Below are 26,094 nucleotides of genomic sequence, written 5' to 3' on the forward strand. Positions count from 1 at the left end.
ACGATGAAGAGCGAGCCCGGAGGGCCGCTCAGAACGAATGTGCTGCTCGACCATGATATCCCCGCCATCGTGGAGAAATACGCCGATGCGGGGTATCCGGCCGTGAAGCAGGGGGCCGTGGACGTCGGCTTCCGGGAGGGACAGGCCTTTGTTCTGATCGAGATCAAGGAGGGGCCGAAAGTGACGGTCGCCTTTTCGGGAAACCGGGCCTTCAGCGACAGCGAACTGCGCAAGCAGCTCCTCATCTGGTCCGAGCGTGACGCATCGGACGCGATCATCGACGGAAGCTCCGACAAGATCAGGAACCTGTACCAGGCCGACGGATATGACAATGTCAAGGTCACGGTGAAGCGGACCGCGCAGCCGGGGAGGCTCGATCTCGTGTTCGACATCCAGGAAGGCAGACGGATCACGGTGGAGCGTATCACCGTGGACGGGAACCGCTATTTTCCGGCAAAGCAGATAAGGGGCGAGATGGCGCTCAAGGAACCGTGGTGGTGGTTCTCGTCGAGCCCTTTCCGGCAGGATCTGCTTGACAAGGACGTGGAATACCTGCGGGACCGGTACCAGGATGCGGGTTTTCTCTCCGCGGAGGTCAAGAGCAAGGTGGACCTCGCCGAGAGGGAGGGAAAGGCGAACGTCCACATCCTGATCTCGGAGGGCCCGCAGACCCGGATGGGGTCGATTGCCTTCGAGGGCAACAATGCCCTGACCGCCTCGCAGCTCCTGGAAAAGCTCAGCACGAAGCCGGGGTCGCCGTACAACGACCGCATGGTCGATGAGGACCGATACCGGATCCTCTCCGCCTATTCCGACAAGGGGTATCTCTACGCCCGCGTCGAGGTCGACCGGAAACCGAATGACGGGACCATCGACGTTACCTACCGGATAACCGAGGACCAGCCGGTCAGGATCGGGCGGATCATCGTCCGCGGCAACGAAAGCACGAAGGAGAGCGCGATCAGGCGCGAGCTGCTCCTGAAGCCCGGCGATGCCTACGACTACGAGAAGATCCTGAAGAGCCAGCAGCGGATCTACCGGTTCGGATACTTCAGCCGGGTGCGGTTCGAACCCTTGAATCCCGGCGAGAAGGAGTACGTGAAAGACATGCTCCTCTCCATCGAGGAGCGGCCCGCAGGCTCCGTGGAGTTCGGCGTGGGGTACGGCGATCTCGACCGTGCGCGCGGGTCCGTGGAAGTTTCCTACCGGAACCTGTGGGGGCTGGCCCATTATGCCGGCGTGCGCTTCGAAAAGAGCGACATCCTGACGCGGGCGATCCTGAATTACCAGCATCCCTGGTTCTTCGGGTACGATATGCAGGGGAAATTCGCGCTCGTCTGGTCCAATACGGAACATCTCAATTCCCAGACGCGCGAGATCTATTACAATACGCGCGAGGCCTCGGCTTCCTACGGGGTGGAAAAAAAGCTGGGAGCAATGAAAGCCTCGCTCACGTACGCGTACGAAAATGTGACGAACTATGACTTGGAGCCCGGGGTCATTCTCTCATTCCAGGACATCGGCCACGTGCGCGTCAGCAGCCTGATCCCCGCCTTGGTCTGGGACCTACGCGACGATATCTTCAACCCGAAATCGGGGGCGATCCACGGCATTGTGCTCAAACAGGCCATGCACCAGATCGGATCGGAGGCCGACTTTACCAAGCTCTCGCTCCAGAGCAGCTGGTACATCCCCATGAGTCCATCGGTCTTGGCCGCGCTCTCGGCCCGCGGCGGCATGGCATGGCCGCATTATGAATCGACCGATATCCCGCTCCATGAACGATTTTACCTGGGCGGCAGCACCACGATCCGCGGGTATACGCAGGATTCCGTCGGCCCGAGCAACCTCAACCCGGACGGCACAACCACGCCGACCGGAGGCTCGGCCATGTGGCTGCTCAACGCGGAGGTCCGGGTCATGGCAACGGAAGGCTTTGGCTTTGTGCTGTTCTCCGACGCGGGCAGGGTCTGGCTTGACGAGAATGAGCAGATACTCATCAACCAGCCCGACCAGCTCCGGCCGCCGGCGCGCGCGTCCTATGGCGCGGGCATCCGGTATGGAACGCCGGTCGGACCGCTCAGGATCGATTACGGGCTGAAAATAAACCGCCGGCCGGGAGAAAGCCGGGGTGAGCTCCACTTCAACATCGGGCACGCTTTTTAAATGCCCCTTCGCGGTCTGGGTCCGGACAACAGCGGCAGAGCGCGTCAAGGGCCGGGGTCCCCGTCGTGCTGGACCCCGAACCGGATGCTCCGCGCCGCCTGCCTGGTCTGGACGGAAACGCCGCACAGTGCTATTATTGAACATGGCGTGGATGCGGAAAACACAATGCCGCTCTGTGTGCGATGTGGGCGGGCAATGAGGGCGCAAGGCGACGGTCCCGCTGGTCGTCACGGCATTCGTACGGAAAACCGGCTGGTACTGGTGCATGATGTCTCTGAAAGATGCATCCGCTGCGGGTGCGGCGCATGCGCGTCGAGTTGCTGTCAAAAGTTAAATGAAAACAGAGCATGAAGGACGAAACCACGGAGAGCCTTCAGGACTGCCCGGGTTAATTCTGAACACGAAAGGGCTGCTTTTTCATTTTGCTCTGCGCGCTCATCATTTTTTGAGAAACGGTGCAAGAGCGTAAGTCGCTATTAAAAAGAGGGCGCCGAGGGTGAGGTATTTCAAGAATGTTTGTATCCCTGAGATTCAAGAAGTTTTCTGTGGACTCTGTGGCCAGATTATGACAATTCGCGCCTTGAGAAAAGGCTTCATGGCATGAAAATCCATAAAAGACTGATGTTCCTCGTCGCGGCGGGCATGCTGGTGATCCTGGCGGTGACGGCGCTGTCGTTCGAGTACATCAATGCAGCCTTTTCCCGCACCAGTCGGCAGCTGGGAGCGTTCTCTGCCGATGCCGAGCGGATCTGGCTCATCGAACGGCAGCTCGACGAAATATCCATTGCCGTGCAGAATTTCGTGATGACCGGCGAACGGAGCTACTGGAACCGGTACGAGACCGCCCGAAACGAGGCGGACCGGGCGCTGGCCGGCTTCCCGGGGGGAGCTCCGGCAGCACGGGACGGGGCCGCGCCGTCGAGCCTCGTGGCGGACCTGGACCTGATGAAAACAAAGGTGGAGCGTGTTTTTTCACTGCGGCCCACTGACCCCCGGCAGCGGATGCTTGCCACGGACCTGCTGGCCGAGCTGGACAGCCTGCAGCTCTGGATGAAGCGCGACATCGAGAAGTATCAGCAGGCGAACGCGGCGCAGATGGGCATCGTCCTTGAGCAGCTCCACCGGAACAATCTGTGGATCAACGTCCTTCTCCTCGCGATCCTCATAACATCCCTGGGCGCCCTCTTCGCCTTCGTTCTGTACTTCCACCGCAAGGTCTCGGTTCCGCTCCTCGATCTCTGGGAAGGAACGGAGGAAATCAGCCGGGGGAACCTCGATTACCAGGTGCAGGTGCACGGCGAAAACGACATCGCCAGGCTGGGAGAGCGATTCAATGAGATGGCCCACCGGCTCCGGGTCTCCTATGCCGACCTCGAGCAGAAACTGTACGAGCGGACCCACGAGCTGGCGTCGCTCGACGCCGTCGCACTCACCCTGAGCCGGGCCGGCACGCTGAAGGACGTGCTGGACAAATCGCTGCTCAGGATCGTTGAGAGCCTTTCCGGGATCGATCCCAAGGGCGGGATCTTTCTGTGCGAACCGGACGGGGAGGTGCTGCGACTCGTCACCTCCCGGGGCCTTTCCCCCGAGTTCGTGCAGCAGGAGTCCGAGATCAGGATGGGGGAATGCCTCTGCGGCATCGCGGCCCAGAACGGGGAGCTCCTGTACACCGGGCACGGCTGTGACGACCCGCGCCACACGAGGCCCGACAGCGGGGAGGACCACTCCCACATCATCATCCCGATCAAGTCCCGCGGGATCGTACTCGGCGTCGTCTTTCTCTATCCCCAGAAGGATTTTCAGCTGAAACCCTCCGATGTCCAGATGCTTGATGCCATGGGAGTGCAGCTGGGAATGGCGGTCGAGAACTTCCGTTTCTACGCCGAGGTAAAGGAATCGAGCGAGAAATACTGGGACCTCTTCGAGAATGCCACGGACATCCTGTTCACCATGGACGCGTCGGGCAGGCTCACCGCCGTGAACAAGGCAGCCGAGACGTTCTCGGGCTATTCCAAGGTGGAGCTCACCGGCAAGAGCATCTTCGACTTTCTCTCCCCCGGGGGCGCAGAGGCCGCCCGTCGCCTGCTGCACAACGGGTTCAAGACCCGGGGGTGGACGGAGTTCGAGGTCGCCGGGAAGGAGGGGGGTCCGGTGTTCATCGAGGCGAGCGCCCGCAAGCTTATCAGGAACCGACAGTTCGCGGGATACCAGGTGACGGCACGCGACGTGACCGAGCAGAAACGCATGCGGGAGATGCTCGTGCAGGCCGAGCGGCTCGGGGCGATCGGCCAGGTGGTCGTGACCGTGCGGCACGAGATCAACAACCCCCTGACGACCGTGATCGGGAATACGGAGCTCCTGATGGAGCGTTACGGGGAGAAGGACCCGGAGATGGCCGCGCGTCTCGAAGCGGTCCTGAGCAACGCGATCAGGATCGCGGAGATCGTCAAGCAGCTGGAAGGCATCCGGAAGGACAGGGTCGTGGAATACCTGAAGGGGATCCCGATGACGGACCTGAAACAGGAGTAGGAGCATCAGACGTGTTGCAATTCCCGGCGACAAGAAAGGCGAAGGACGTGAAGCGCACGATGAGACCTGACCCGGCTTTTTTTTCGAGCCTGCCGCTCCGCCGCCCCGCGGCTCTCGTCCTGCCTCTGCTCATGCTCCTGATCCTGCTCCCTTGGCCGGTCCGGGCCGAACTGATCGACCGCGTGGTAGCGTCTGTAGGCCATGATGTCATCACGCTGAGCGAACTGAACCAGGCGGTGGGTTTCAATGCGGCGCTCGGGGGAGGCAACACCGAGGCGATCCGGGCCGGGACACTGGAAGGCCTCATCAACCGCGATCTTCTGGTCCAGGAGGCGCGGCGGCTCAAGTTCGTAGAGATCTCGGACCAGGACATCGCCGCGGAAATCGAAAAGCTCACTCAAAGGCTCGGCTCCGAAAAGGCGCTTGACGATTTTCTGGAGCGTCTGGACATGACCAGGGAACGGCTCGGCCGCATGCTGGGCGAGCGGCTGCTCGTGGAGCGGTTCGTCGAGAAAAAGATCAGCCTCTTCGTCCGGGTGGACCGGGACGAGGCTGAGGAGTTTTTCAACGCGCACCGGGACCGCTTCGAGGGAAAACGGTTCAGCGACGTCCAGAAGCAGATCACGGCCGGGTTGCAGAGGCAAAAGCTCGGACAGCAGATGTCCCGGTATCTCGCCGAGCTCAGGAGCAAGGCGGACGTGAAAATCAACCAATGAGAGCGATACAAGGTATGATGAACAGGGTAAATTGCACTGCAACGAACAGGGCGTTTCACCGGTCAATCCTCTTTCCGGTCGCCCTTCATTCCCGAGGAGGTTTGCCATGCAAGGAGCCAAGAGAATTGTGTTACTCGCCGCTTTCCTGCCGCTGTTGTCCGGCTGTTTCGTCATCAAGGTCAACCTGCTTCCCGAGGCGCAGCCGCTGGAGGAACAGGTGATCTCGGGAGAGGGGAGGGACAAGATCGCGCTCGTGGACATAACCGGCGTGATCACGACCGAAGAGGGCGGGACGGCGCTCGGGGCAACCAAGGAGCCGGGCATGGTCGCCGTGCTGCGCGAGCAGCTTGACCGCGCTCGCTCGGATAAGAACGTCAAGGCCCTGGTGCTCAGGATCAACAGCCCCGGCGGCGGCGTGACGGCCTCGGACATGCTCTATCACGAGATCCGGAAATTCAGGAACGAGACGGGCGTGAAAGTCGTGGCCCATTTCACGGACACGGGGGCGTCGGGCGCCTACTATACGGCGCTTGCCGCGGAGCGCATCACGGCGCAGCCGACGACCATCACGGGAAGCATCGGCGTCACCATGCTGCGCGTCGACGCCACGGGCCTGATGCAGAAGATCGGCATCCAGGCCCTCGAGATATCGTCGGGTCCGGAGAAGGGCATGGGCTCTCCGTTCCGGGCGGTCACGCCGGAGGAGAAGAAGATATTCCAGTCCATGATCGACGATCTCTACGGCAGGTTCGTGGGACTGATCGTCGCCGAGCGGAAGCTGGCGCCCGAACGGGTCCGGCAGCTTGCGGACGGGCGGATCTATACCAGCAGCGAGGCAAAGGACGCGGGCCTGATCGACGGCATCGGTTATCTCGAGGATGCCTTTTCCCAGGCGAGGAACCTCGCGGGCATCGACCGCGCTACCATCGTGACCTATCTGCGGCCCGGGGAATACCGTCCGAACATCTACTCTTTGAACATGAGCCTGTTCAATGTGAACCTCGGTGAACTGGCCAAGCCGGGGATGAAGTTCACCTATTTGTGGCTGCCATAGCGCGATCGCGTGCGGCCCGGTGATGCTTTCAGTGACCGCTCCGCGGCGAGCCGGACAGCGCCACGCCCAGTGAAAGATAAGTCTTGAAGAGACTCCCCTGTTTGTGGTAAATTTGCTACAGTTTTTCCTTCAAATACCGGGGGAGGTCCGCATGGTAAAGAGCCCGTTGCTCTCACTCATCATCGTGCTTCTCCCGTGGTCCTTGCTGTGCGCCGCCGAACCCAATCCGGCCTCACAGGACTATCTTACGGCAAAGAAGCTGTTCACTGCATCCCGGTTCCAGGACGCCCTTTCCCTGTATCAGAAGCTCCTCGAATCCCCGCCTGAGGGCGTGACCCGGAGCGACATCCACTCACATATCGGAGACACGTGGTTCCGGCTCGGATCCTACGGGAACGCGCTCGACGCGTACCGCGCCGCGGTCAGGGGCCAGAAAGAAAGCGCGCGGCCCGAGACCCAGTACTGGATCGGTTTCTGCTGCTTTCTGCTCGGAAGGGACGCGGAGGCGGTCCAGGAGTTCCTGAAGATTCCCGGCCTCTATCCCTCGTCCGGCATGTGGGTGGGCACGGCGTATTACTGGGCAGGAAGGGCCTCAGAGCGCATGGGCAGGGCAGGCGATGCAGCGTCATACTACCGCCTCGCCGGAGGGAACGGCCGCTCGACCCAGGGCAGGTTCGCACTCAAGAAGGCCGAAGCAGCGGCGGGGAAATAAGCGAAGGGCCCTGGGGAAACGGCAAAAAAGACCTTAGTATCTAACAAATCAAATTCTTTACAAAAGGGCAAGAAAATTTCTCGCAGAGGCGCAGAGCTCAGAGAAAATCAAAAAATAGTTCGCCATGAAAGACTTTCGGGTTTTGGTTTTAAACTCTGCGTCCTCCGCGTGCTCCGCGAGAGACGCCTTTAGCTTCTGGTTTTGATCCGGCTTGTCCGGGTCAGGTTCTTATGCTAAAAGAACTGAACATTAAGAATTTTGCCATCATCGACCAGCTCCGCGTGGAGTTCGGACCGGGGCTGAACGTGCTCACGGGAGAGACCGGCGCGGGCAAATCGATCGTCGTCGACGCGCTCGGCCTGGCGCTCGGCGAGCGGGCAAGCTCGGACCTGATCCGGACGGGCTTCGAGGAAGCCGTGGTGGAAGCGGCGTTCGAGCTGAACGGGCGCGGCACGGAGGAGGTCAAGGGACTGCTTTCCGAGCAGGGCATCGAGTTCGACCCGGCCGAGGACCTGATCGTGCGCAGGGTGCTCGCGGCATCGGGCAAGAACAAGGTCTACATCAACGGGAGTTTGGCCAACCTCGCGACGCTCTCGGCGCTCGGCCAAAGCCTCGCCGACATCCACGGCCAGCATGAACACCAGTCGCTCCTGTCGCTGGAACGCCAGATGGACCTGCTCGACTCCTTCGGAGGACTCACGCCGCTCCGCGACGAGGTGGCTGCCGAGTACGGACGGCTGTCGGACGTCCGGAAGGCGCTTGCCGGGCTCGAGGCCGGGGAGCGGGACCGCGCCCAGCGCGAGGACATGCTGCGCTTCCAGAAGAACGAGATCGAGGCCGCCCTGCTGAAGCCCGGCGAGGACAACGAGCTCGCGAACGAGCAGAAGGTGATTGCCAGCTCGGAGAAGCTTGCCGCCGCCTCCGCCATGGTGGACGAGGTGCTTCACTCCTCCGACGATTCCGTGCTGGTGAACCTGAAAAAGGCGATCAACGGGCTGAAGGACATCAGCGCGATCGACAGCCGGATCTCCGGGGCCGTGGAATTGTGCGAGTCCGGGCGCGCGCAGGTGGAGGAGGCTGCCCGGGAGATCGCAGCCTACCGGGACCGGATCGAGTTCGACCCCCGGCGGCTGGAGCAGGTCGGCGACCGGCTGGACCTGATCCAGAAGCTGAAAAAGAAATATGGTAACACGGTCGAGGAGGTCATCGCATTCGGAGAGCGGGCGGCCGCCGATTTGGAGCGCATGGAAAAAGCGTCCGAGGAGATCGAGCAGCGGAAGTCCGAGATCCAGGCCATAAAGTTCGGACTGACCGACCGGGCGAGCGAGCTCACCGGGAAGCGCGGCGTTGCCGCGAAGGAGCTCGAAAAGAAGATCGAATCGGAACTGGGTCACCTGGGCATGAAGAAGACGACCTTTTCCATTGCGATCATTCAGGAGCCGGGCGGCGATACCCTGAGCGGGCTCAGGCTGGGGCCCCGCGGAGCGGACCGGGTGGAGTTCCTGATCTCGCCCAACCCCGGCGAGGAGCCGAAGCCGCTCGCGAAGATCGCCTCGGGCGGCGAGCTGTCGAGGATCATGCTGGCGCTCAAGACGCTCCTCGTGGAGGGCGACAGCATCCCGACGCTGGTCTTCGACGAGGTCGACGCCGGCATCGGCGGCGCGGTGGCGGAAGAGGTCGGGAAGAAGCTGCGGCGCATCTCGGCAAAGCGGCAGGTCTTCTGCATCACCCACCTGGCCCAGATCGCGAGCATGGCAACGAGCCACTACGGGGTGGCCAAGTCCGTGAAGAAGGACCGCACGAGCACGGAGGTCAGGCTGCTGGAAAAGCAGGAGCGCGTCGACGAGATCGCGCGCATGCTCGGCGGGAAGTCGATCACCGAGGCGACGATCAGGCACGCCGAGGAGATGATCGAGCGGGGAAGCGTGTGAAACAGAATGGAGCGGGGCATAAGGGGATGAAAGGAAAAACGAAGGGCAAGGTCGTCATCAACGGAGAATACTGCAAGGGTTGCGGGCTCTGCACCACGGCATGCGCCAAAAAGCTGCTGAGGATCGGCGTGGAATTCAACAAGAACGGGTACTACACGGTCGAGTTCTGCGGCGGGGAAGACGATTGCACGGGCTGCGCGCTCTGCGCGGAGATGTGCCCCGATGTGGCCATCGAGGTGTGGAAGTAAAAGAATCGTAAGGCATGAGGCGTAAGGAAGGACACCCCTCGAACAGCTTCACGGGGACCGCCGGCGCCGGAGGAAGGTAAGCAATGTCCAAGATTCTCATAACCGGCAACGAGGCGCTCGCCGAGGCGGCGGTGCGGGCCGGATGCCGGCGTTATTTCGGCTACCCCATCACTCCGCAGAACGAGATCCCGGAGTACCTCGCCCGGCGCATGCCCGAGGTGGGCGGGACCTTCGTGCAGGCCGAGAGCGAGATCGCCGCGATCAATATGGTCTACGGCGCAGCGGCCGTGGGCGAGCGGGCGATGACCTCTTCGTCCAGTCCCGGCATCAGTCTGATGCAGGAGGCGCTGTCGTTCATGGCCGCGTCCGAGCTTCCCGCGGTGATCGTGAACATGCAGCGCGGCGGTCCGGGCCTTGGCAACATCTCACCCTCCCAGGCCGATTATTTCCAGGCCGTGAAAGGCGGCGGCCACGGCGACTACAAGCTGCTCGTCTACGCGCCCTCCAACCTGCAGGAAATGGCGGACCTTACCGTGAAGGCCTTCGAGAAGGCCGATGAGTACCGCAATCCGGTGATGATCCTCGGAGACGGCGTCCTGGGCCAGATGATGGAGCCGGTGGAGCTGCCGGACATCCGGCCCGTGCAGACCGAGAAGCCCTGGGCGCTGTCCGGCGCGAAGGGCCGGCCCGGGAAGGTGATCCGGTCGCTCTTCATGCTGCCCGGGGAGGACGGGATGCTCGAGCAGCAGAATTATAAGATGAAGGCCAAGTACGACCGGATGAAAGAGCGCGAGGTGATGTGCGAAACGGTGATGCTCGACGACGCCGAGCTCGCGCTGGTGGCTTTCGGCACGGCGGCCCGCATCGCGAAGACGGCGGTCGGCCTTGCCCGCGCAGAAGGCATCCGGGTGGGGCTGATCAGGCCCGTTACGCTCTTCCCCTTCCCCGAGGAAATCATCGCCGGGGCCGCGGAGCGCATCGGTCGGTTCCTGGTGGTCGAGATGAACCTGGGGCAGATGGTGGAGGACGTCCGGCTGGCCGTGAACGGCAGGGCCGGGGTCTCGTTCTTCGGAAGGCCCGGGGGAGCCCTGCTTGCCGTCGAGGACATCCTTGCCGCCATACGGAATGCCGGGCCCGGGGTGAGGACCCCGGCGCCAGCAGCGAAGAAAGGATGAACAATGCCCAAGCCGAAGAATATCCTTGACCTTATCGGGAACACGCCGACACTGAAGATGAACAGGCTCGTGCCCGCAGGCTTTGCCGAGGTCTGGGCCAAGCTTGAGGGCCAGAACCCCGGCGGGAGCGTCAAGGACCGGCCCGCCCTCGCCATGATCGAGGACGCCGAGAAGGCCGGCAGGCTCAAGAAGGGCATGACCATCGTGGAGCCCACGAGCGGCAACACCGGCATCGGCCTCGCCCTGGTGGCCGCGGTCAAGGGATACCGTATCATCCTGACCATGCCCGAGTCCATGACCGTCGAACGCCGCAGGCTTCTGGAAGCATATGGAGCGGAGCTGGTCCTGACGCCGGCGGGCCAGGGGATGAAAGGCGCTGTCATGAAATGCGACGAGATCGTCGCGTCGGGCGGGCAATTTTACAAGCCCGACCAGTTCGGGAACCCCTCGAACCCGGCGGTCCATCGCAGGACCACGGCAAAGGAGATCCTTGCCTTCACGGGCGCGAAGAGGATCGACGCGTTCGTGGCCGGCATCGGCACGGGCGGCACGATCACGGGGGTCGGCGAGGTCCTGAGAAGGAAGTTCAAGAACATCAATATAATCGCCGTCGAGCCCGCGTCCTCGCCGCTCCTTTCCCGAGGACAGCCCGGCCCGCACACGATCCAGGGGCTCGGCCCGAACTTCGTACCGTCCATCCTGAACACGAAGATCTACGACGAGATCATCACCGTGACGAACGATGATGCGGCCGATATGACCGCCCGGCTTGCGCGCGAGGAGGGACTGCTTGTCGGCATATCCTCGGGAGCTGCCTGCTGGGCGGCAATGCAGGTCGCCGCGCGGCTCGGCAAGGGCAAACGCGTCGTAACCGTGTTCCCCGACGTGGGTGACCGGTACCTGACCACGGGCGTGTTCGACAGAAAGACAGGGGCATGAATGCTCTTTTTCCGAGAGTGAAGAACATGCTCATCCGCCCCGGGCAGGAGTGGCAGGCGGTCAGGGACGAGGCAACAACGTATGACCGCATCCTGTTCCGCTATGTCGGCATCCTTGCAGTGATCCCCCCGGCGGCCGCCGTCACGGCACGGATGATCTTTGACGGCCCGGTGCCGAACGGCGCCCCCGGCTCCTCCCTGCTGTCCGCGGCACTCACGAACACGCTGTGGTACTGCATGTACGTCCTGAACGTTATGACGGCCGGTATGATCGTAACGGCGGTCATGGCGAGCCCCGGATCCCGGTGGGATGCGCTTCAAGGGTTCAAGATCGCGGCATATTCATTCACCCCGCTTTTTATCGCCGGCTTCATTGCCGTTCTTCCCCGCATGGGCTGGATCATCGATGCGGCGATCCTCTACAGTGTCTATCTTCTCTACCTGGGCATCAGGGAACTGGCGTCCCTCGGGAAGGGACGGGCCGCCTGGTATGCGCTCGGCTCATTTCTCTCGGCGGCGGTCATCGTCGGGGCGATGAACCTCCTGGAATATTATCTTGAATCCTTCGTCGTGAGCAAAATCGTCTCGTGAAGCGCGGAATCCCATGAAACCCATCTATCTCGACTACAACGCAAGCACTCCCGTCGATCCGCAGGTCCTCGACGAGATGCTGCCCTATCTCCGGGAACGGTTCGGCAACCCGTCGAGCAGCCATTCCTTCGGCGTCGCGAACCGCGCGGCTATCGAGCAGGCGCGGGAGCGGCTGGCCCTCCTGCTCGGGTGCGGGGCCCCGGAGGTCATCTTCACGAGCGGCGCGACCGAGTCGAACAACATGGTGATCAAGGGCGTTGCCAAGGCGGCGGGCAAGGGGAAGCATTTCATCACCTCGGCGATCGAGCACCCGGCGGTGCTTGAGCCCTGCCGCCATCTCGAACGCTTCGGGTACCGGGTGACCTATCTTCCGGTCGACCGGTTCGGGATGGTGGATCCCGTTGAGCTGGGAAAGGCCATCACCAAGGACACCGCGCTCGTCTCGATCATGCATTCGAACAACGAGGTCGGGACGATCCAGGATATTGCGGCCCTCGCGCGGGTCGCCTCGTCCCGGGGAGTGCTCTTCCACACCGACGCGGCCCAGAGCGCGGGCAAGGTCCGGGTCTCGGTGGAAGAGCTTGGCGTGGATTTCCTGACCGTGGCGGGCCACAAGTTCTATGCGCCGAAGGGGATCGGGGCCCTCTACATCAGGAACGGCCGGAAACTTCCCCCCCTGCTGAACGGAGCAGGACACGAGCGCGGCCTTCGTCCCGGGACCGAGAACACGGCCGCGATCGTCGGGCTCGGCGCGGCGGCCGTGATCGCCATGCCGATCCTTCAGGCCGAGGGGGCGCGTCTGGCAGGCCTGGGGACGCGGCTGTTCGAGGGCCTGCGGGCAGCGGGCCTCAGGGTGCATTTGAACGGACACCCGGAACATAAGCTTCCGAATACCTGGAACATCAGCTTTGGAGGCGCCAATGCCGTCTCGGTGATGGAGGCGCTTCCGGGAGTTGCCGTATCGCCGGGAGCCGCCTGCCACGGCGACCTCGTCGAGCCGTCGCACGTGCTGGCTGCGATGGGGACGGACCCGGAACTGGCGCGGGGGGCGATCCGCTTCAGCCTCGGGAGGGAGACCACGGAGGCGGAGATCGACGCGGTGGTCGAGAAGCTGAAGAGCGGACTGACTCGATAAATTCCAGGCTCCCGAGAGCATACAAGCACCAGGCGCCAAAACACAGGTCAGACGCAGGTTGGGTAGAGCAAAGCGAAACCCGACACACTGATTCAACGTGCAGGTCCTGTGGGCCGCTGGGAACCGCGCCCATCACCCGCTCGGTATACCTGAGGCCCATGCGTGACTCCGGATTTTGGAGTGTAAGGATGCCAGATGTCCAGTGAAACCATTCTCATCATTGACGACGAAGAGAGCGTGCGGAACTCCCTGGCAGGCGTGATGAAGGACGAGGGGTACGAGGTCGTTGCCGCGGCGTCGGGCAGCGAGGGGATCGAGCTGATGCACGAGACCCACCCGGCGATCGCGCTGCTCGACATCGCCATGCCCGGCATGGACGGCATCGAGACGCTCCGCCGCTTGAAGGAGGCCAGGCCCGAAATGCCCGTGGTCATGATCACGGGCCATGGCACGATCGAGACCGCGGTCAAAACGACCAGGATGGGGGCCTACGACTTCATCGTGAAGCCGCCGGAGCTGCAGCAGCTCACGCTGGTGGTGAAGCACGGGATCGAGGAAACGCGCCTGCGCGAGGAGAACGAGGCGCTCAGGAGGAGTATCGAGCGCCGCTCCGAGATCGTGGGCGAGAGCGGGCAGGTGAGGACGCTCAAGCACCAGATCGCACGTGCGGGACCCACGAACGGCTGGGTCCTGATCCACGGCGAGAGCGGGACCGGCAAGGAGCTGGTCGCCCGCGCCATCCATCGCGCAAGCAAGCGGGCCTCGGGTCCCTTCGTGGAGGTGAACTGCGCCGCGATCCCGCAGGATCTCATCGAGAGCGAGCTCTTCGGCCACGAGAAGGGGGCCTTCACCGGCGCCGCCGGGATGAAACGCGGCAAGTTCGAACTGGCACACAACGGGACCATCTTCCTCGACGAGATCGCTGACATGAGCATGGCCACCCAGGCCAAGGTGCTCCGCGTGCTGGAGGGGCAGGAGTTCCAGCGCGTGGGCGGCACGAAGACGCTCAGGGCCGACGTGCGCGTCATCGCGGCGTCGAACAAGAACCTCGCGGAGGAGATAAAGAAAGGCTCCTTCAGGGAGGACCTGTACTACCGGCTGAACGTGATCCCCCTCGAGGTCCCCCCGCTCCGGGAGCGGGCAGACGATATCCCGCTGCTCGTCCGGCATTTCCTGAACGAGTTCTCCTCCGAGTACGGACAGAAGCCGAAGACCCTCGACGACGAGGCCCTGGCCCTTTTCCGGAAATACCACTGGCCGGGCAACGTGCGGGAACTGCGGAACATCATCGAACGGCTGATCATCATGGTCCCGGGCCCGATGCTCCGGTCTGCGGATGTTCCGGCGCCGGTCAGCTCAGGGAGGTCGGCGCCTGCTGCCGCAGGCGGACCCGGGGCGGGCAGGAACGGATACGCCCATGCCACGCTCAGGGATGCCAGGGCGGAGTTCGAGAGGGCGTTCATTACGCACAAGCTCCGCGAAAACGGCGGCAACGTGAGCCGCACGGCCGACGCCATCGGCGTGGAGCGCAGCAACCTGCACCGGAAGATCAAGGCGCTCGGGATCGAGACTGAAGACTAGCAGGCTGTTGAGTTTTCGCCCTCCTTGCGAAAGGCCCCTCGCCTCCATTGCGAGCCGAAGGCGAAGGAATCTTGCTTTATGGCCGGGGAAAAGCTCCGCAATCCCGTTTTATTGAAAGATCACTCTTTTTTACCTTTGTCCGTGTTCATCCGCGGTATAAGTTTCCCGTTAGCTCTATGATCGAGACCCGTAATCTCACAAGATACTTCGGCGCCGTAGGCGCGGTGCAGTCTGCCAGTTTCTCCGTCGGAAAAGGCGAGGTCTTCGGCCTGCTCGGCCCGAACGGAGCGGGCAAGACGACGACGATCCGGATGCTTACGACGCTCCTGGCGCCGACCTCCGGTTCGGCCGTGGTCGCGGGGAATGATGTGTCCGCCGATCCTCTGGGCGTCAAGCGTTCGATCGGCGTGGTGCCCCAGATGCTGAACCTCGACATCGACCTGACGTGCGCCGAGAACCTCGAGTACCACGGCAGGCTTCACCGGATGGACGCGGCGGACCGGCGTGCGCGATCCGAGGAGCTGCTGCGGTTTGTCGGGCTCTGGGAAAAGAAGGATACGCCGGTGGAGCACCTGTCGGGGGGCATGCGCAGGCGCCTGTTGATCGCGCGCGGGCTGATGCACCATCCCGCGGTGGTCTTCATGGACGAACCGACCGTGGGGCTCGACCCGCAGGCCCGACGGCTGATCTGGGGCTTGATCGAATCGCTCAAGAAGAGCGGCATCACGATCATGCTCACAACGCACTACATCGAGGAAGCAGACTTCCTCTGCGACCGGGTGGCCATCATGCGGGCCGGCAAGATCATGGCCCTCGGCGCCCCCGCGGACCTGAAGGCCCTGACGGGGAGGTATATCCTGGAATGCCTGGGAAGACACGACCTGCCGAGGCGTTTTTTCCACTCCCGCGAAGACGCGCTCGATTCCGGCAAGGACCTCGGCTGCAGCGTCGCGGTCCGCGACGTGACGCTGGAGGATGTGTTCATCGAGCTGACCGGGGAGAGGATCGAAGGGTAATTATTATTAACCACAGATGAACACAGGTGAACACGGATACAGACGAAGGCAGTTACGATCACGAATGAACGGCAAGAACGAAAGAACAAAGCTTTGTCGTCCGTGTTTTTTCATGACTGACGCATGTTTCAACATCTGTGTTTACCGGTGGCCATCTGTGGTTTCATTATCATTTTCGTCCTATGTTTAACCGTGCTCACCCGTGGTTATTAAAGGTTTCGCATCGGTTTCTTGCGGCGGGCTTTACCTGCGGTTATCCGTGTTCATCTGTGGTTCGATAAAGGTTTATCATGAACTTCTACCCCATCTTCTGGAAAGAAATAATGCTCGTCCGCAAGAAGCCCTGGCGCTTTCTGGCCTCGAGCCTGGTCATGCCGATCCTCTACCTCGTGACCTTCGGCTGGGGGCTCGGCCGGGGCATGAACGTCGGCAACGGACGGTATCTGGACTTCATCCTGCCCGGCATCCTCGCCCTCTCGGCCATGAACAACAGCTTCGGCCCGGTCTCCACATCGCTCAACATCAGCAAGCTCTACACCAAGACGCTCGAGGAGGTTCTCGTAGCGCCGCTCAGCCCCTGGGACATCGTGCTCGGCAGGACACTGACCGGCCTCGCCCGCGGCCTGTTCTCGGCGTTCATGCTGATGCTGGTCGGTCTTGCCTCCGGCGTGCGGATGCAGGTGACGCTGAACCTGTTCCTGGTCCTGGCGCTCACCGCGTTCTGTTTCGGCGCCGCCGGCGTTGCGGCAGCCATGCTCGCGCAGACCCATGAGGACATGGCCAACTTCAACAGCTTTTTCATCATCCCCATGTCGTTCCTGGCGGGCACCTTCTTTTCGCCCGACCGGCTGCCCGAGCCCTTTCAGAGCGCGGTCCTGGTCTATCCGCTCACGCACGCGAGCATGCTCCTGCGTGAACTCGCGTCAGGCAGGGAGCCGTCAGCGGCCTCGGTCCTCGTGCTGCTTGCCTATACCGTGCTGTTCTTCTGGCTTGCCGGCAGGCTGGTGAGGAGAGCGTGATGAGGACAAAAGAAATTTCAGGTTCATGCTGATGTGCCCTGCGAACTTCGGAGCTTGATGGAACTGCCATGCCTTCAGCCTTCACGCACATATTCGTTGCAGAGATGCTCGGGAAGACGCGCTTCCCGCAAGAGCCGATGGCGCCGCGGTTCTGGGTCCTGACCGCCGTCTGTTCGATCCTTCCCGACGTGGACGTGGCCGGTTTTTATCTGGGCGTTAAATATGGGGACCTCTTCGGCCACCGGGGATTCTTTCATTCGCTCCTCTTCGCGCTGATCGTCGCCCTGCTGGTCGTCCTGTTCGCCTTTCCCGCGATCTCCCGGTTCTCCCGGCGGTGGTGGGCGCTGCTCGCCTTTTTCTTTGTCGTGACCGCCTCTCACGGATTACTCGACTCCATGACCGACAAGGGCATGGGCGTGGGGTTCTTCATCCCCTTCGACAACACCCGGTATTTCATGCTCTGGCGGCCGGTCGACGCCTCTCCCATGAGCATACCCCGATTCTTCGGCCACGCGGGGTTGCACGTCCTCTACAATGAGATAATCTGGATCTGGACCCCAATGATCGCGCTGTATGCGATCGTGCGGTTGTATCGGAGGGGACGAGAGCGGGCGATTTAGAATTCTGCTATTTTAAAACGTCCGTACGGTCACTCTGTTGAGTGGGGTGCTGCATCGACATTGTCCGGCCGGGAAAAACAACTCACGCTCTTCTTAGCATGCACAGACTCCATAATACCTCAAGCGGCTCCGGAGCCCCTCAGGGGAGGGGAACTCCGGCACGCCGCCCGCGTTCAGGCAATTCTTGCCGCGCGCATCTCCCGCTCAATAGCCGACGCTGTAGCCGCCTGCATTCCCGCCTGCGCTATTGCCCGCGCTCTCCATCTTGTGCATGAAGCTTCTGATCCGTTTTGCATTGGTCCCGATATCGCTCCCGCCGACGCGCGAAACCGAGCGGATATCGACCCTGCTCCCGCCGGGCAGCGCAGATACGCGAACAATGACATCATCCTTGAACCCGAACCAGAAGGTCGTGGCAATTGCCTCGATCGTCCCGTCCCGTAAGTCGCTGCTCACGATCTGCCATCCCATATCCCTTGCCGTTGCAAGAGATCGGTCAAAGGCGGACGCCGGCGGCATGGCAAGAACCAGCGGGTGGATATCGGGATACGCGGCAGTCTGCTTCATGGCGACCGATGGTCCTCCGTACTCCGCGGGATTTTCAGCGTTAGCCCTGAGCGGCATGATCGCATGGAATTCAGGCGGATTCACCATGTCCGTTGAAATGTCGTGGATCGCGGGCATCCGCTTTGCCGCCTGCATCCACGCTCCGGGAATTCCTGCCGTGATCAGGCCGATCACGATCCCAACGGATGCGACAAGATAGGCGTTTCGGTAGTGCTCATGTCTCGCCAGAAGGCCGCCGAGCAGTGATACCACCGCCGCCGCGAGGCCGATGACCGCTCCAATACGCAGAAGGGAGAAACCGGTCATGAAATACCACCAGCCCCAACGGTGGCCAAGGCCGGCAAGAACAGCTGTACCCGCCGCTCCCACGGCGAGCACCAGACCGGCCGGAGCGATATAGTGGACAAAAGTTGCGTGCTGAGCCAGTTCTGGCTCATGCTTCATGGTTTCCTGATGTGCGTTCATAGTAAACCTCCTTTCCTGATGCGCCCTCCCTCATTGCCCGGAGTTCTTTCGAACAAACCCTCAGGTTTTATGTCCTCGCCGGGCAGAGGGCTAAAAAAGCTCAATTTAATCTTGATTAAATTGTAGCACGGCTTCCGGAATCTCAAATGCCGGAAGCGGCGGGTACTATAGGATTACTGCAGCTCTTGAGCTTAGCCGTCGTTCCCGGCTTGACCCGGAATCCATTGGCTTTTTACTGCAACATTCTACAGCTTAATGTATCCATACCCCAAAAATACCCCGCTCTTTTTTTATCCAATATTCTAATCTATTGCGCATGCTTTCCACAGATTGAATTAGCTTTTAAGCCGTAGGAAAGAATTTTTTTCTTGACGCAAATCTTACAGTGTTGGTATAGTCGTCCTCCATTACTCCTTTAGTAGCTATTCTTATTTTTTTAGATATGGGATGATCTGTCCTTTTCACGTCTAGGGGGGGGATTGGTGGGATTTTCTCGCATGCGATTGCTAAGTGTTACGGAAGGCACAGCCGGGGAGCAGGCCCTTTCATCACCCCTCTGTCTGCATCGTCCGCCGCGGGTACTTGCCCTGTTGTTCCTCGTTTATTCTCTTTTTATTCTTTCTCCTGTTTCCGCTGACACATCCGATGACGATATTGAAGGAGATCTCCAGAAGGACCTCGGTAGGAGCAAGATCGTCGCACACAGCGGCAAGGCCGATCTCACACAGGGGATTGCAGCGCTGGCGCAGCTGTCGCGACTCAGGACTGTCGCGGTACGGATTCCTGCAACATATCTTCTGCCCGAAGAACGGTTTACACTGCAGGAAAAAAACACGTATCTCCACGGCTTGTCGGCAGTCGACCAAGACCGCGCCGTGTCGGATGGCTACCGCAAGGCGCTCAGAGATTATTTGAGTCTTGTCAAAAGCCATTTCCCCATGGACGATCCTTCCATCAACGCAAAACCTCCCGTTAATGTTCTCAACATCCCTGCCGATACCATCTGTCTGAAAAAGACTGACACTCTCATCATCGGTAGTCTCCTGAATATACTTCTTAATGGGGCCTTGGAGCCGGCCGGATCTCCAGGCATTTTGGCTACCCGTCAAGTCGGCTACAAAACCATCAATATATCGCAGCAGAATCAAAATTTGAACATACATCATGCTATCCGGAAGATGGGGAGGACAAGATGGGGGACCATACCCAACGTCGCTTAATCCAGAGCAGCAACCGCCTTATACTCTTTTCCATCATCTTCTGGTATTCCGTCCTTCTGAATGTCTTCTTAATGCCAACCGTTTCATGGGCTGCTGGCCAGACTGTTGCTAGCCAAGTCGGCTATTACTCGATAAACGACGGGACTCTGTTCACGAGATCTTTAGCTCCGACGAGCGCAGCAGTCGGGAACGGTACTGTATCACAAACTACCAAAACCGACGGTGCAGTGCAGTTAACCATCAGCAATTCCCCTGGTTATGCCGATTGTGGTTTTTATTTTAATGCCGGGACGCTCGGAGATTTCAGCGGTCTGGATATCGTGACCGCGGCCGGGTCCGATCCGGTGAGTGTCAATATCTGGTTTGACGTGGATAATAACGGCGAGTTCTTTACGTGGAGCGGGAACGTTTTATCGGGGTTGAGCAGCGACAAGTACATCCTGGGTCCCGCCAGCGTCCAGAATGTGTTGAATGTCGACGCGAACAGCACGTTTAACTCCCTGATCCCCGGCGGCGGTAATTATACGCTGGCTCAGTTGAAGAACGGTGCAGCACCTGGAATAACGAGCGGTACCAAAATAGCGATCTGGGTCGGCATTGCCACGGGTGGAGGCAGTCTAAACGCAACGGTCAGCTCTCTTACGGTAAACCCGGCATCGGTGTCGAGTCACGTGGGATATTACTCGACGAACGACGGAACGCAGTTTACACGGTCACTTACTCCGGCGACCACGCCGGTAGGGAGCGGCACGGTGTCGCAGACGGTAAACGCGGACGGCTCAGTGAGGCTGACCATCAACAACTCCCCCGGTTACGCCGACATCGGTTTCTACCTGCCCGTGGGGACGCTCGGAGATTTCAACGGTCTGGATTTTGTAACCTCGACCGGGTCCGATCCGGTAAGCATCAATATCTGGTTTGACGCGGACAACAACGGCGAGTTCTTCACGTGGAGCGGGAACGTTTTATCGGACTTGGGCAGCGACAAGTACATCCTGGGTCCTGCCAGCGTCCAGAACGTGCTGAATGTCGACGCGAACAGCACGTTTAACTCCCTGATCCCCGGTGGCGGCAATTATACGCTGGCTCAGTTGAAAAATGGAGCAGTTGCAGGCATAACCAGCGCCACCAAAATAGCAATCTGGGTCGGAATTGCCACGGGTGGGGGCAGTCTCAGCGCCACGGTCAGCTCTCTTTCAATTAATTCGGCCAATGCCGGACCGCCGTCAATGGCGATCAACCCGGTCGTGACCCCGACTAACCAGTCCAGCCAGACGATCACCGGGACCATGGACGCCGGCGCGACTATAATCGTCACCTGTCCGACAGCGTCGATTAATCCAGTGTCCTACCCGACGACCACGACCTGGCAGGCCATGCTTACGAACATGACCGAGGGGAGCAACGCCATAAGTGTAACAGCCACAAACCAGGCAGGGAACTCGGACCCGGTGGTAACAGCGATTGTGCTCGACGCCACGCCTCCGGTAACGACGGCCACGCCGCCAGGAGGTGTCTATCCTCCCGGCATCTCAGTAACGCTCGTATCAAGCGAAACAGCCACGATCTACTTTACGACCGATGGCACTACGCCTACGACGGGTTCCCCGGTCTATACGGTGCCTTTCAATTTCTTGGCCTCGACGATACTCAAGTATTTCGCCATAGACAGGGCTGGCAACAGCGAGACGGTGAAGACGGCAGCGTATGTGATTAATACCGTGCCGCCTGTGAGAAGCATTGCGATCAACACTGGCGCGGCATATACGAACAGCCAAGCGGTAACCCTCGCACTCAGTTGTTCAAACGTGTCGAGCCCGTGCGCCCAGATGGCATTCAGCACTGACAATCTATCATGGACACCGTTGGAAGCGTATGCTCAAACCAGGACATGGCAGCTCTCGTCTGGAGACGGGCAGAAGAATATATATGTGAAATATATAGACACTAATAGCAATACGTCTGTAACAAGCGCAGCAATCATACTTGATACTGAGCCGCCGCTGACGGGGAAAATGCCGAAATTGTCAAAACTCTCGGCGGGTGATGCTCATTCGGTGGCTATCGCCGCGAACGGCGCTTTGTGGGTCTGGGGGATGAACGACGAAGGAGAACTCGGCGACGGAACGTATGCGCCAGACTCCTATCCCGAACAGATCGGCACGGACAAAGCCTGGAGTTCCGTCTCAGCCGGCTTGAGCAGCACTCTGGCCCTGAAAAACGACGGCACGCTGTGGGCGTGGGGAGATAATTCATACGGTCAATTGGGGGATGGGACAACGGATGCGAAATACGCTCTCGTTTCGATCGGCACGGGCAGCGATTGGCAAATGATTTCTACGAGCGGACAGCACAGCGTGGCCATCAAAAGGGATGGGACTTTGTGGGCATGGGGCTTCAACTCGAACGGACAGTTAGGCGACGGAAGCCAGGACGATACATATGTCCCGACCCGGATCGGATCAGACAGTGATTGGGTGTCCGTTTCAGCAGGTTTCTATCATACTGTCGCGCTTAAATCCAACGGCACCCTCTGGGCCTGGGGATACAACGGTGATGGTCAACTGGGAGACGGTACGAGCGACGATGAATATACCCCTGTGCAGATTGGCGGAGAGACAGATTGGACCGCCATATCGGCAGGCGCCGATCATACTGTGGCCCTTAAGAGCAATGGCACGATATGGGCATGGGGAGCCAATTGTCATGGCCAGCTTGGAGACGGCACCGGCGGCGGGTGCTGGGACGGAATTTATGATAACAAGTATGAACCGGTTCAAGTAGGAAGTGATACGAACTGGGTTTCAGTCTCTTCGCAATACTACGACACCATGGCGCTCAAATCCAATGGCAGCTTGTGGGCTTGGGGAGCAAATTGGAACGGCCAGCTAGGAGACGGGACAACTGACGATCAACATACTCCTGTTCAGATCGGTACGGGGAATACTTGGGTCGCCGTCGCTCCGGGAGTAAGCCACAGCCTTGCGCTATCCGCTGATGGGTCCCTGGTGACATGGGGATGGAACGGCTACGGACAGCTTGGTGACGGGTCTACAAATGATAGCATAATGCCGCATGTGATAGCTTCGATTCAGGGCTCAGACAACCCATTCGTTATTAATGATTGGGATTATATGACGAGCAACGCCTCCGTCAGGCTCACGATGAACGCATGGGATATAACAAGCGGAGTGGCCTTCATGCGGTTCAGCAACGACGGGTCAACGTGGTCCGATCCCGAACCGTATGCAGCGACCAGGAACTGGACCCTGAGCGCCGGAGACGGCGTAAAGACCATGTACGCAATGTTCCAGGATGCCGCAGGGAACTGGTCGGCTGCCTACAGCAACTGGATTGTTCTCGAATCCGGACCGCCGGTTGTGACTATTAAGACACCTAGCGCTGGTTTTACGACCAGTAATACGTTCGTGTTGAATTACAGCGTCAGCCAGGATACTTGGGACACCGTGTTTTTGGACGGAGTTGAAACGGACTTTGGCAATGGCGATCTCATTGGCCCCTTGGATATCGGGACGCATACATTACATATTGATGCAGAGAACGATTTTGATACAGTTGGCTCCGCTGAGGTCACCTTTAGTATCGTTAATACGCCCATGACAGTCAACATCACTTCACCAACAGCCGGGATAATTACTGTTAACAACCCGTTGCTCACATATTCCGTGAACTATGGCACAGTAACGGTATTGGTGGATGGTTCACCCGTAAATACGGCCTCAGGGGATCATCTGAATCCCTTGACGGAAGGGCCCCATACAATACAGGTTGTGTCTACCGATGCTGCTGCTCAAACTGTTTCCAGTGCCGTATCCGTCACAGTCGTATCGCAGCCGACATTTGGATCGGCAGGGCTCTCATTTGTACATCTTGCCGCAGGAAACAACGAGGCGATAGCGGTTACTGCAGATGGTAATCTTTGGCAGTGGGGCGCGGTCTTTGTCGGCGGTGGAGAGGTGCCTTGGGTGCCTATGGCTTGGCCCAAGGGAATAGTGACCAATCATTCCTGGGCGACTGTAGCAGCGGGTGTCACGAGTAATCTCGCGCTGAAAACCGACGGCTCACTATGGGCCTGGGGAAGCAACGACTTTGGGCAGTTGGGTGACGGTACCGATACCAACTATACCGTTCCCATTCGCATCGGCACGGCAAACGACTGGAAAGTGATTGCAACGGGCGGATTCCACAGCCTTGCTATCAAAAAAGACGGCACCTTATGGGCATGGGGACTCAACTCCTACGGTGAGTTGGGCGACAGTACCGACAACTGGAGATATGCACCGGTAAAGATCGGCAATGATAAGGATTGGGTGGCGGTAGCCGCTGGATATTATCACAGCGTGGCGCTTAAGTCGGACGGTACTTTATGGGCTTGGGGCGCCAATTGGGACGGGGAGCTGGGAGACGGTTCGGGAGAAGATCAGTCTGTTCCCGTGCAGGTTAACGGCGATCAAGACTGGGCGATGGTCACTGCCGGTGCTTATCACACGGTAGCCATCAAACGCGACGGAACCTTGTGGACATGGGGTGCGAATTGGAACGGCCAACTGGGTGATGGAACCACGGACAGTCGTCCTGCGACGGAATGGATAGAGCGAAACGCGACGTGGAAGGCAGTTTCGGCCGGGCTTGCCTATACTGTTGCAATCAAGAGCGACGGAACATTATGGGCATGGGGGGGGAATTCAAACGGGCAATTAGGCGACGGGACCACGGATGACAAGTATGCGCCTGTGCCGATAGGCTCTGATAATACATGGTCGTCGATCGAAGCAGGAGACAAATTCACGTTGGCAATGAAGGCAGACGGTACGTTATGGTCTTGGGGTTTGAACAACTACGGACAGTTGGGCGATGGGACCACCCAGTCTTCGAGCGTGCCTCATTCGTCAAGCAATGCCCTTACTCTGAACAATACTATCACCATCAATGAGGGAGCCTATGCTACAAACAACGTAAATGTTGTGCTGAAAATGAATGTCTGGGACGTCTATGGACCTGATTTTATCGCTTTTATGAAATTCAGTAACGACGGCGCCACTTGGACTGCTCAGGAGCCGTACGGAATATTCAAAGACTGGATGATAACCTCTGGAGACGGGGAAAAGACGGTGTACGCCATGTTCCAGGACATCGGCGGCAACTGGTCTGCGCCATTCCGAGCGACTATTCTTCTCGATACAACGCCACCCGTGGTGACGATACTGTCCCCTGCCGCGGGCCACACGAACAACAATATGCCCTTATTGCGGTATACCGTATCCGATGGAACTGTGGTCGTCTATCTTGACAGCAACGGAACCCAAAAATTGTCAGGAGGAGTTCTTGATCCTCAGCCTACAGGCACTCACACGGTGCGGGTGGAGGCAACTGATGCCGCGGGCAATGTTGGGTCTGCGGAAGTTAGCTTCACGATTGATCCCATCTCGTCCGGACAGGGCAGCTACCTGTTCTCCGATGTGGCCATCAGCAGCAACACGCTGAATACGGCTGCCTCGGAACAGAGCAGCATCTTCTTTACGATAAACGGACCGAGCACTGTCGCCCTCAAGATCATCCCTGAGAAACTGGGTCCGAATGGGGCGCCCGTGTATGAGATGTCACAGGTATGTCCGGCTGCCGGTCCCTATCTTTTCACTTGGGATGGACACGACGGCCAGGGGAATATCGTGCCCGATGAGGCGTATCTGTATGTCTTAGTGGCTTCAGACGGATCAAACACAGTTCTCTATAATCCGCCGGTACCGACGGGAACCGGTAATATAAGCTGTTCTCAAGGTGAAGGCTATGATCCCTACCGGAACGAGCCCTTGACCGTTAGTTACAGTGTTTCTCAGCCGGCAAGGGTGAATCTTAGCATTAACTGGTCAGGAAGTGTATTCAAGGTGCTGACCGGTGTTCCGAGGGCTGCAAACAGCTATTCTTTTGACTGGAACGGAAGAAGTCCGGAGGGAAGGATCCTTGCCGGAGGAACAGCAACGGCAGTATGCGAGGTTGCATCGCTTCTGGGAGAGAACGTGATTATCGCGAGCGGCAATACCCCGTTTGTGTCACAACTGAAGACAGATCCGTATGGCATTCAGCTTTCGTATGGCGAATTCACTCGGATAAGTTATGCATTATCCCGCGATGCGAATATTTCAATCCAGTTAATTTCTCCTTGGGGTTCTGCTGTCAATATACTGAACGGAGAACTTCAGTCTGCCGGAGTTCATATCGTTCAGTGGAACGGGATTGACCCATCGGATGCATCAGGGAAAAAACTGCAGGTCTTGACAGAGGGGGATTATACGGTTTCTGTTCAAGCTGTGAATCTGGAAACAGGTGCGAGTTCGAATGCAAAGGGCGTGCTCAAGATATTGAATTAATCTTGCTATCTCCTTAAATTGA

The 26,094-nt window shown here is 59.5% G+C and carries 18 protein-coding genes; 17 read left to right on the top strand and 1 reads right to left on the bottom strand.

The window, feature by feature from the left end:
- The 15 genes from bamA to VL197_03740 form a co-directional block, all read left to right on the top strand.
- The coding region (bamA, locus tag VL197_03670) for an outer membrane protein assembly factor BamA (protein ID HUJ17070.1) at nt 1-2,166 on the top strand (2,166 nt) is incomplete at its 5' end.
- A 600-nt stretch (nt 2,167-2,766) separates the two neighbouring features.
- On the top strand, nt 2,767-4,695 hold the full coding sequence (locus VL197_03675; GenBank protein ID HUJ17071.1) for a PAS domain S-box protein: 1,929 nt from the start codon (nt 2,767-2,769) through the stop codon (nt 4,693-4,695).
- 11 nt (nt 4,696-4,706) lie between these two features.
- Complete coding sequence (locus VL197_03680; GenBank protein HUJ17072.1) at nt 4,707-5,411, top strand: SurA N-terminal domain-containing protein; 705 nt, start codon at nt 4,707-4,709, stop codon at nt 5,409-5,411.
- A 106-nt stretch (nt 5,412-5,517) separates the two neighbouring features.
- Nucleotides 5,518-6,465: a signal peptide peptidase SppA gene (gene sppA / locus VL197_03685; protein HUJ17073.1), complete on the top strand. Its 948-nt coding sequence runs from the start codon at nt 5,518-5,520 to the stop codon at nt 6,463-6,465.
- A gap of 151 nt (nt 6,466-6,616) precedes the next feature.
- A complete protein-coding gene (locus VL197_03690) occupies nt 6,617-7,177 on the top strand; it encodes a tetratricopeptide repeat protein (protein ID HUJ17074.1) in 561 nt (186 codons plus the stop codon).
- A 230-nt stretch (nt 7,178-7,407) separates the two neighbouring features.
- On the top strand, nt 7,408-9,108 hold the full coding sequence (gene recN, locus VL197_03695; protein HUJ17075.1) for a DNA repair protein RecN: 1,701 nt from the start codon (nt 7,408-7,410) through the stop codon (nt 9,106-9,108).
- A gap of 26 nt (nt 9,109-9,134) precedes the next feature.
- Nucleotides 9,135-9,356: a ferredoxin family protein gene (locus VL197_03700; protein ID HUJ17076.1), complete on the top strand. Its 222-nt coding sequence runs from the start codon at nt 9,135-9,137 to the stop codon at nt 9,354-9,356.
- Between the two features lie 83 nt (nt 9,357-9,439).
- Nucleotides 9,440-10,531, top strand: a complete 1,092-nt coding sequence (locus tag VL197_03705) for a 3-methyl-2-oxobutanoate dehydrogenase subunit VorB (GenBank protein HUJ17077.1) — start codon at nt 9,440-9,442, stop codon at nt 10,529-10,531.
- A gap of 3 nt (nt 10,532-10,534) precedes the next feature.
- Nucleotides 10,535-11,470: a cysteine synthase A gene (gene cysK / locus VL197_03710; protein HUJ17078.1), complete on the top strand. Its 936-nt coding sequence runs from the start codon at nt 10,535-10,537 to the stop codon at nt 11,468-11,470.
- On the top strand, nt 11,467-12,060 hold the full coding sequence (locus tag VL197_03715; GenBank protein HUJ17079.1) for a Yip1 family protein: 594 nt from the start codon (nt 11,467-11,469) through the stop codon (nt 12,058-12,060). Before cysK ends, VL197_03715 begins: the two co-directional genes overlap by 4 nt.
- Before the next feature lie 13 nt (nt 12,061-12,073).
- Entirely contained in the window at nt 12,074-13,195 is a 1,122-nt protein-coding gene (locus VL197_03720) for a cysteine desulfurase family protein (protein ID HUJ17080.1), read from the top strand.
- A gap of 195 nt (nt 13,196-13,390) precedes the next feature.
- On the top strand, nt 13,391-14,776 hold the full coding sequence (locus VL197_03725) for a sigma-54 dependent transcriptional regulator (GenBank protein ID HUJ17081.1): 1,386 nt from the start codon (nt 13,391-13,393) through the stop codon (nt 14,774-14,776).
- Between the two features lie 176 nt (nt 14,777-14,952).
- Nucleotides 14,953-15,792, top strand: coding sequence for an ATP-binding cassette domain-containing protein (locus VL197_03730; GenBank protein HUJ17082.1), 840 nt, complete (start codon nt 14,953-14,955; stop codon nt 15,790-15,792).
- A 290-nt stretch (nt 15,793-16,082) separates the two neighbouring features.
- Nucleotides 16,083-16,811 (top strand): ABC transporter permease, encoded by a 729-nt coding sequence (locus VL197_03735; GenBank protein ID HUJ17083.1) that lies wholly within the window; start codon nt 16,083-16,085, stop codon nt 16,809-16,811.
- Between the two features lie 68 nt (nt 16,812-16,879).
- Entirely contained in the window at nt 16,880-17,431 is a 552-nt protein-coding gene (locus VL197_03740) for a metal-dependent hydrolase (protein ID HUJ17084.1), read from the top strand.
- A gap of 204 nt (nt 17,432-17,635) precedes the next feature.
- Here the strand turns inward: VL197_03740 and VL197_03745 are convergent, their stop codons facing one another.
- A complete protein-coding gene (locus VL197_03745; protein ID HUJ17085.1) occupies nt 17,636-18,463 on the bottom strand; it encodes a DUF1499 domain-containing protein in 828 nt (275 codons plus the stop codon).
- A 497-nt stretch (nt 18,464-18,960) separates the two neighbouring features.
- On the opposite strand from VL197_03745, the gene VL197_03750 reads away from it, so the two are divergent.
- The gene (locus tag VL197_03750; protein ID HUJ17086.1) at nt 18,961-19,683 is read left to right on the top strand and encodes a hypothetical protein; all 723 of its coding nucleotides are present in this window, start codon (nt 18,961-18,963) and stop codon (nt 19,681-19,683) included.
- The gene (locus tag VL197_03755) at nt 19,656-26,072 is read left to right on the top strand and encodes a chitobiase/beta-hexosaminidase C-terminal domain-containing protein (GenBank protein ID HUJ17087.1); all 6,417 of its coding nucleotides are present in this window, start codon (nt 19,656-19,658) and stop codon (nt 26,070-26,072) included. Before VL197_03750 ends, VL197_03755 begins: the two co-directional genes overlap by 28 nt.
- The last annotated feature ends 22 nt before the right edge of the window (nt 26,073-26,094 follow it).

The sequence above is a fragment of the Nitrospirota bacterium genome, from assembly GCA_035516965.1.
Lineage (GTDB): Bacteria > Nitrospirota > UBA9217 > UBA9217 > UBA9217 > MHEA01.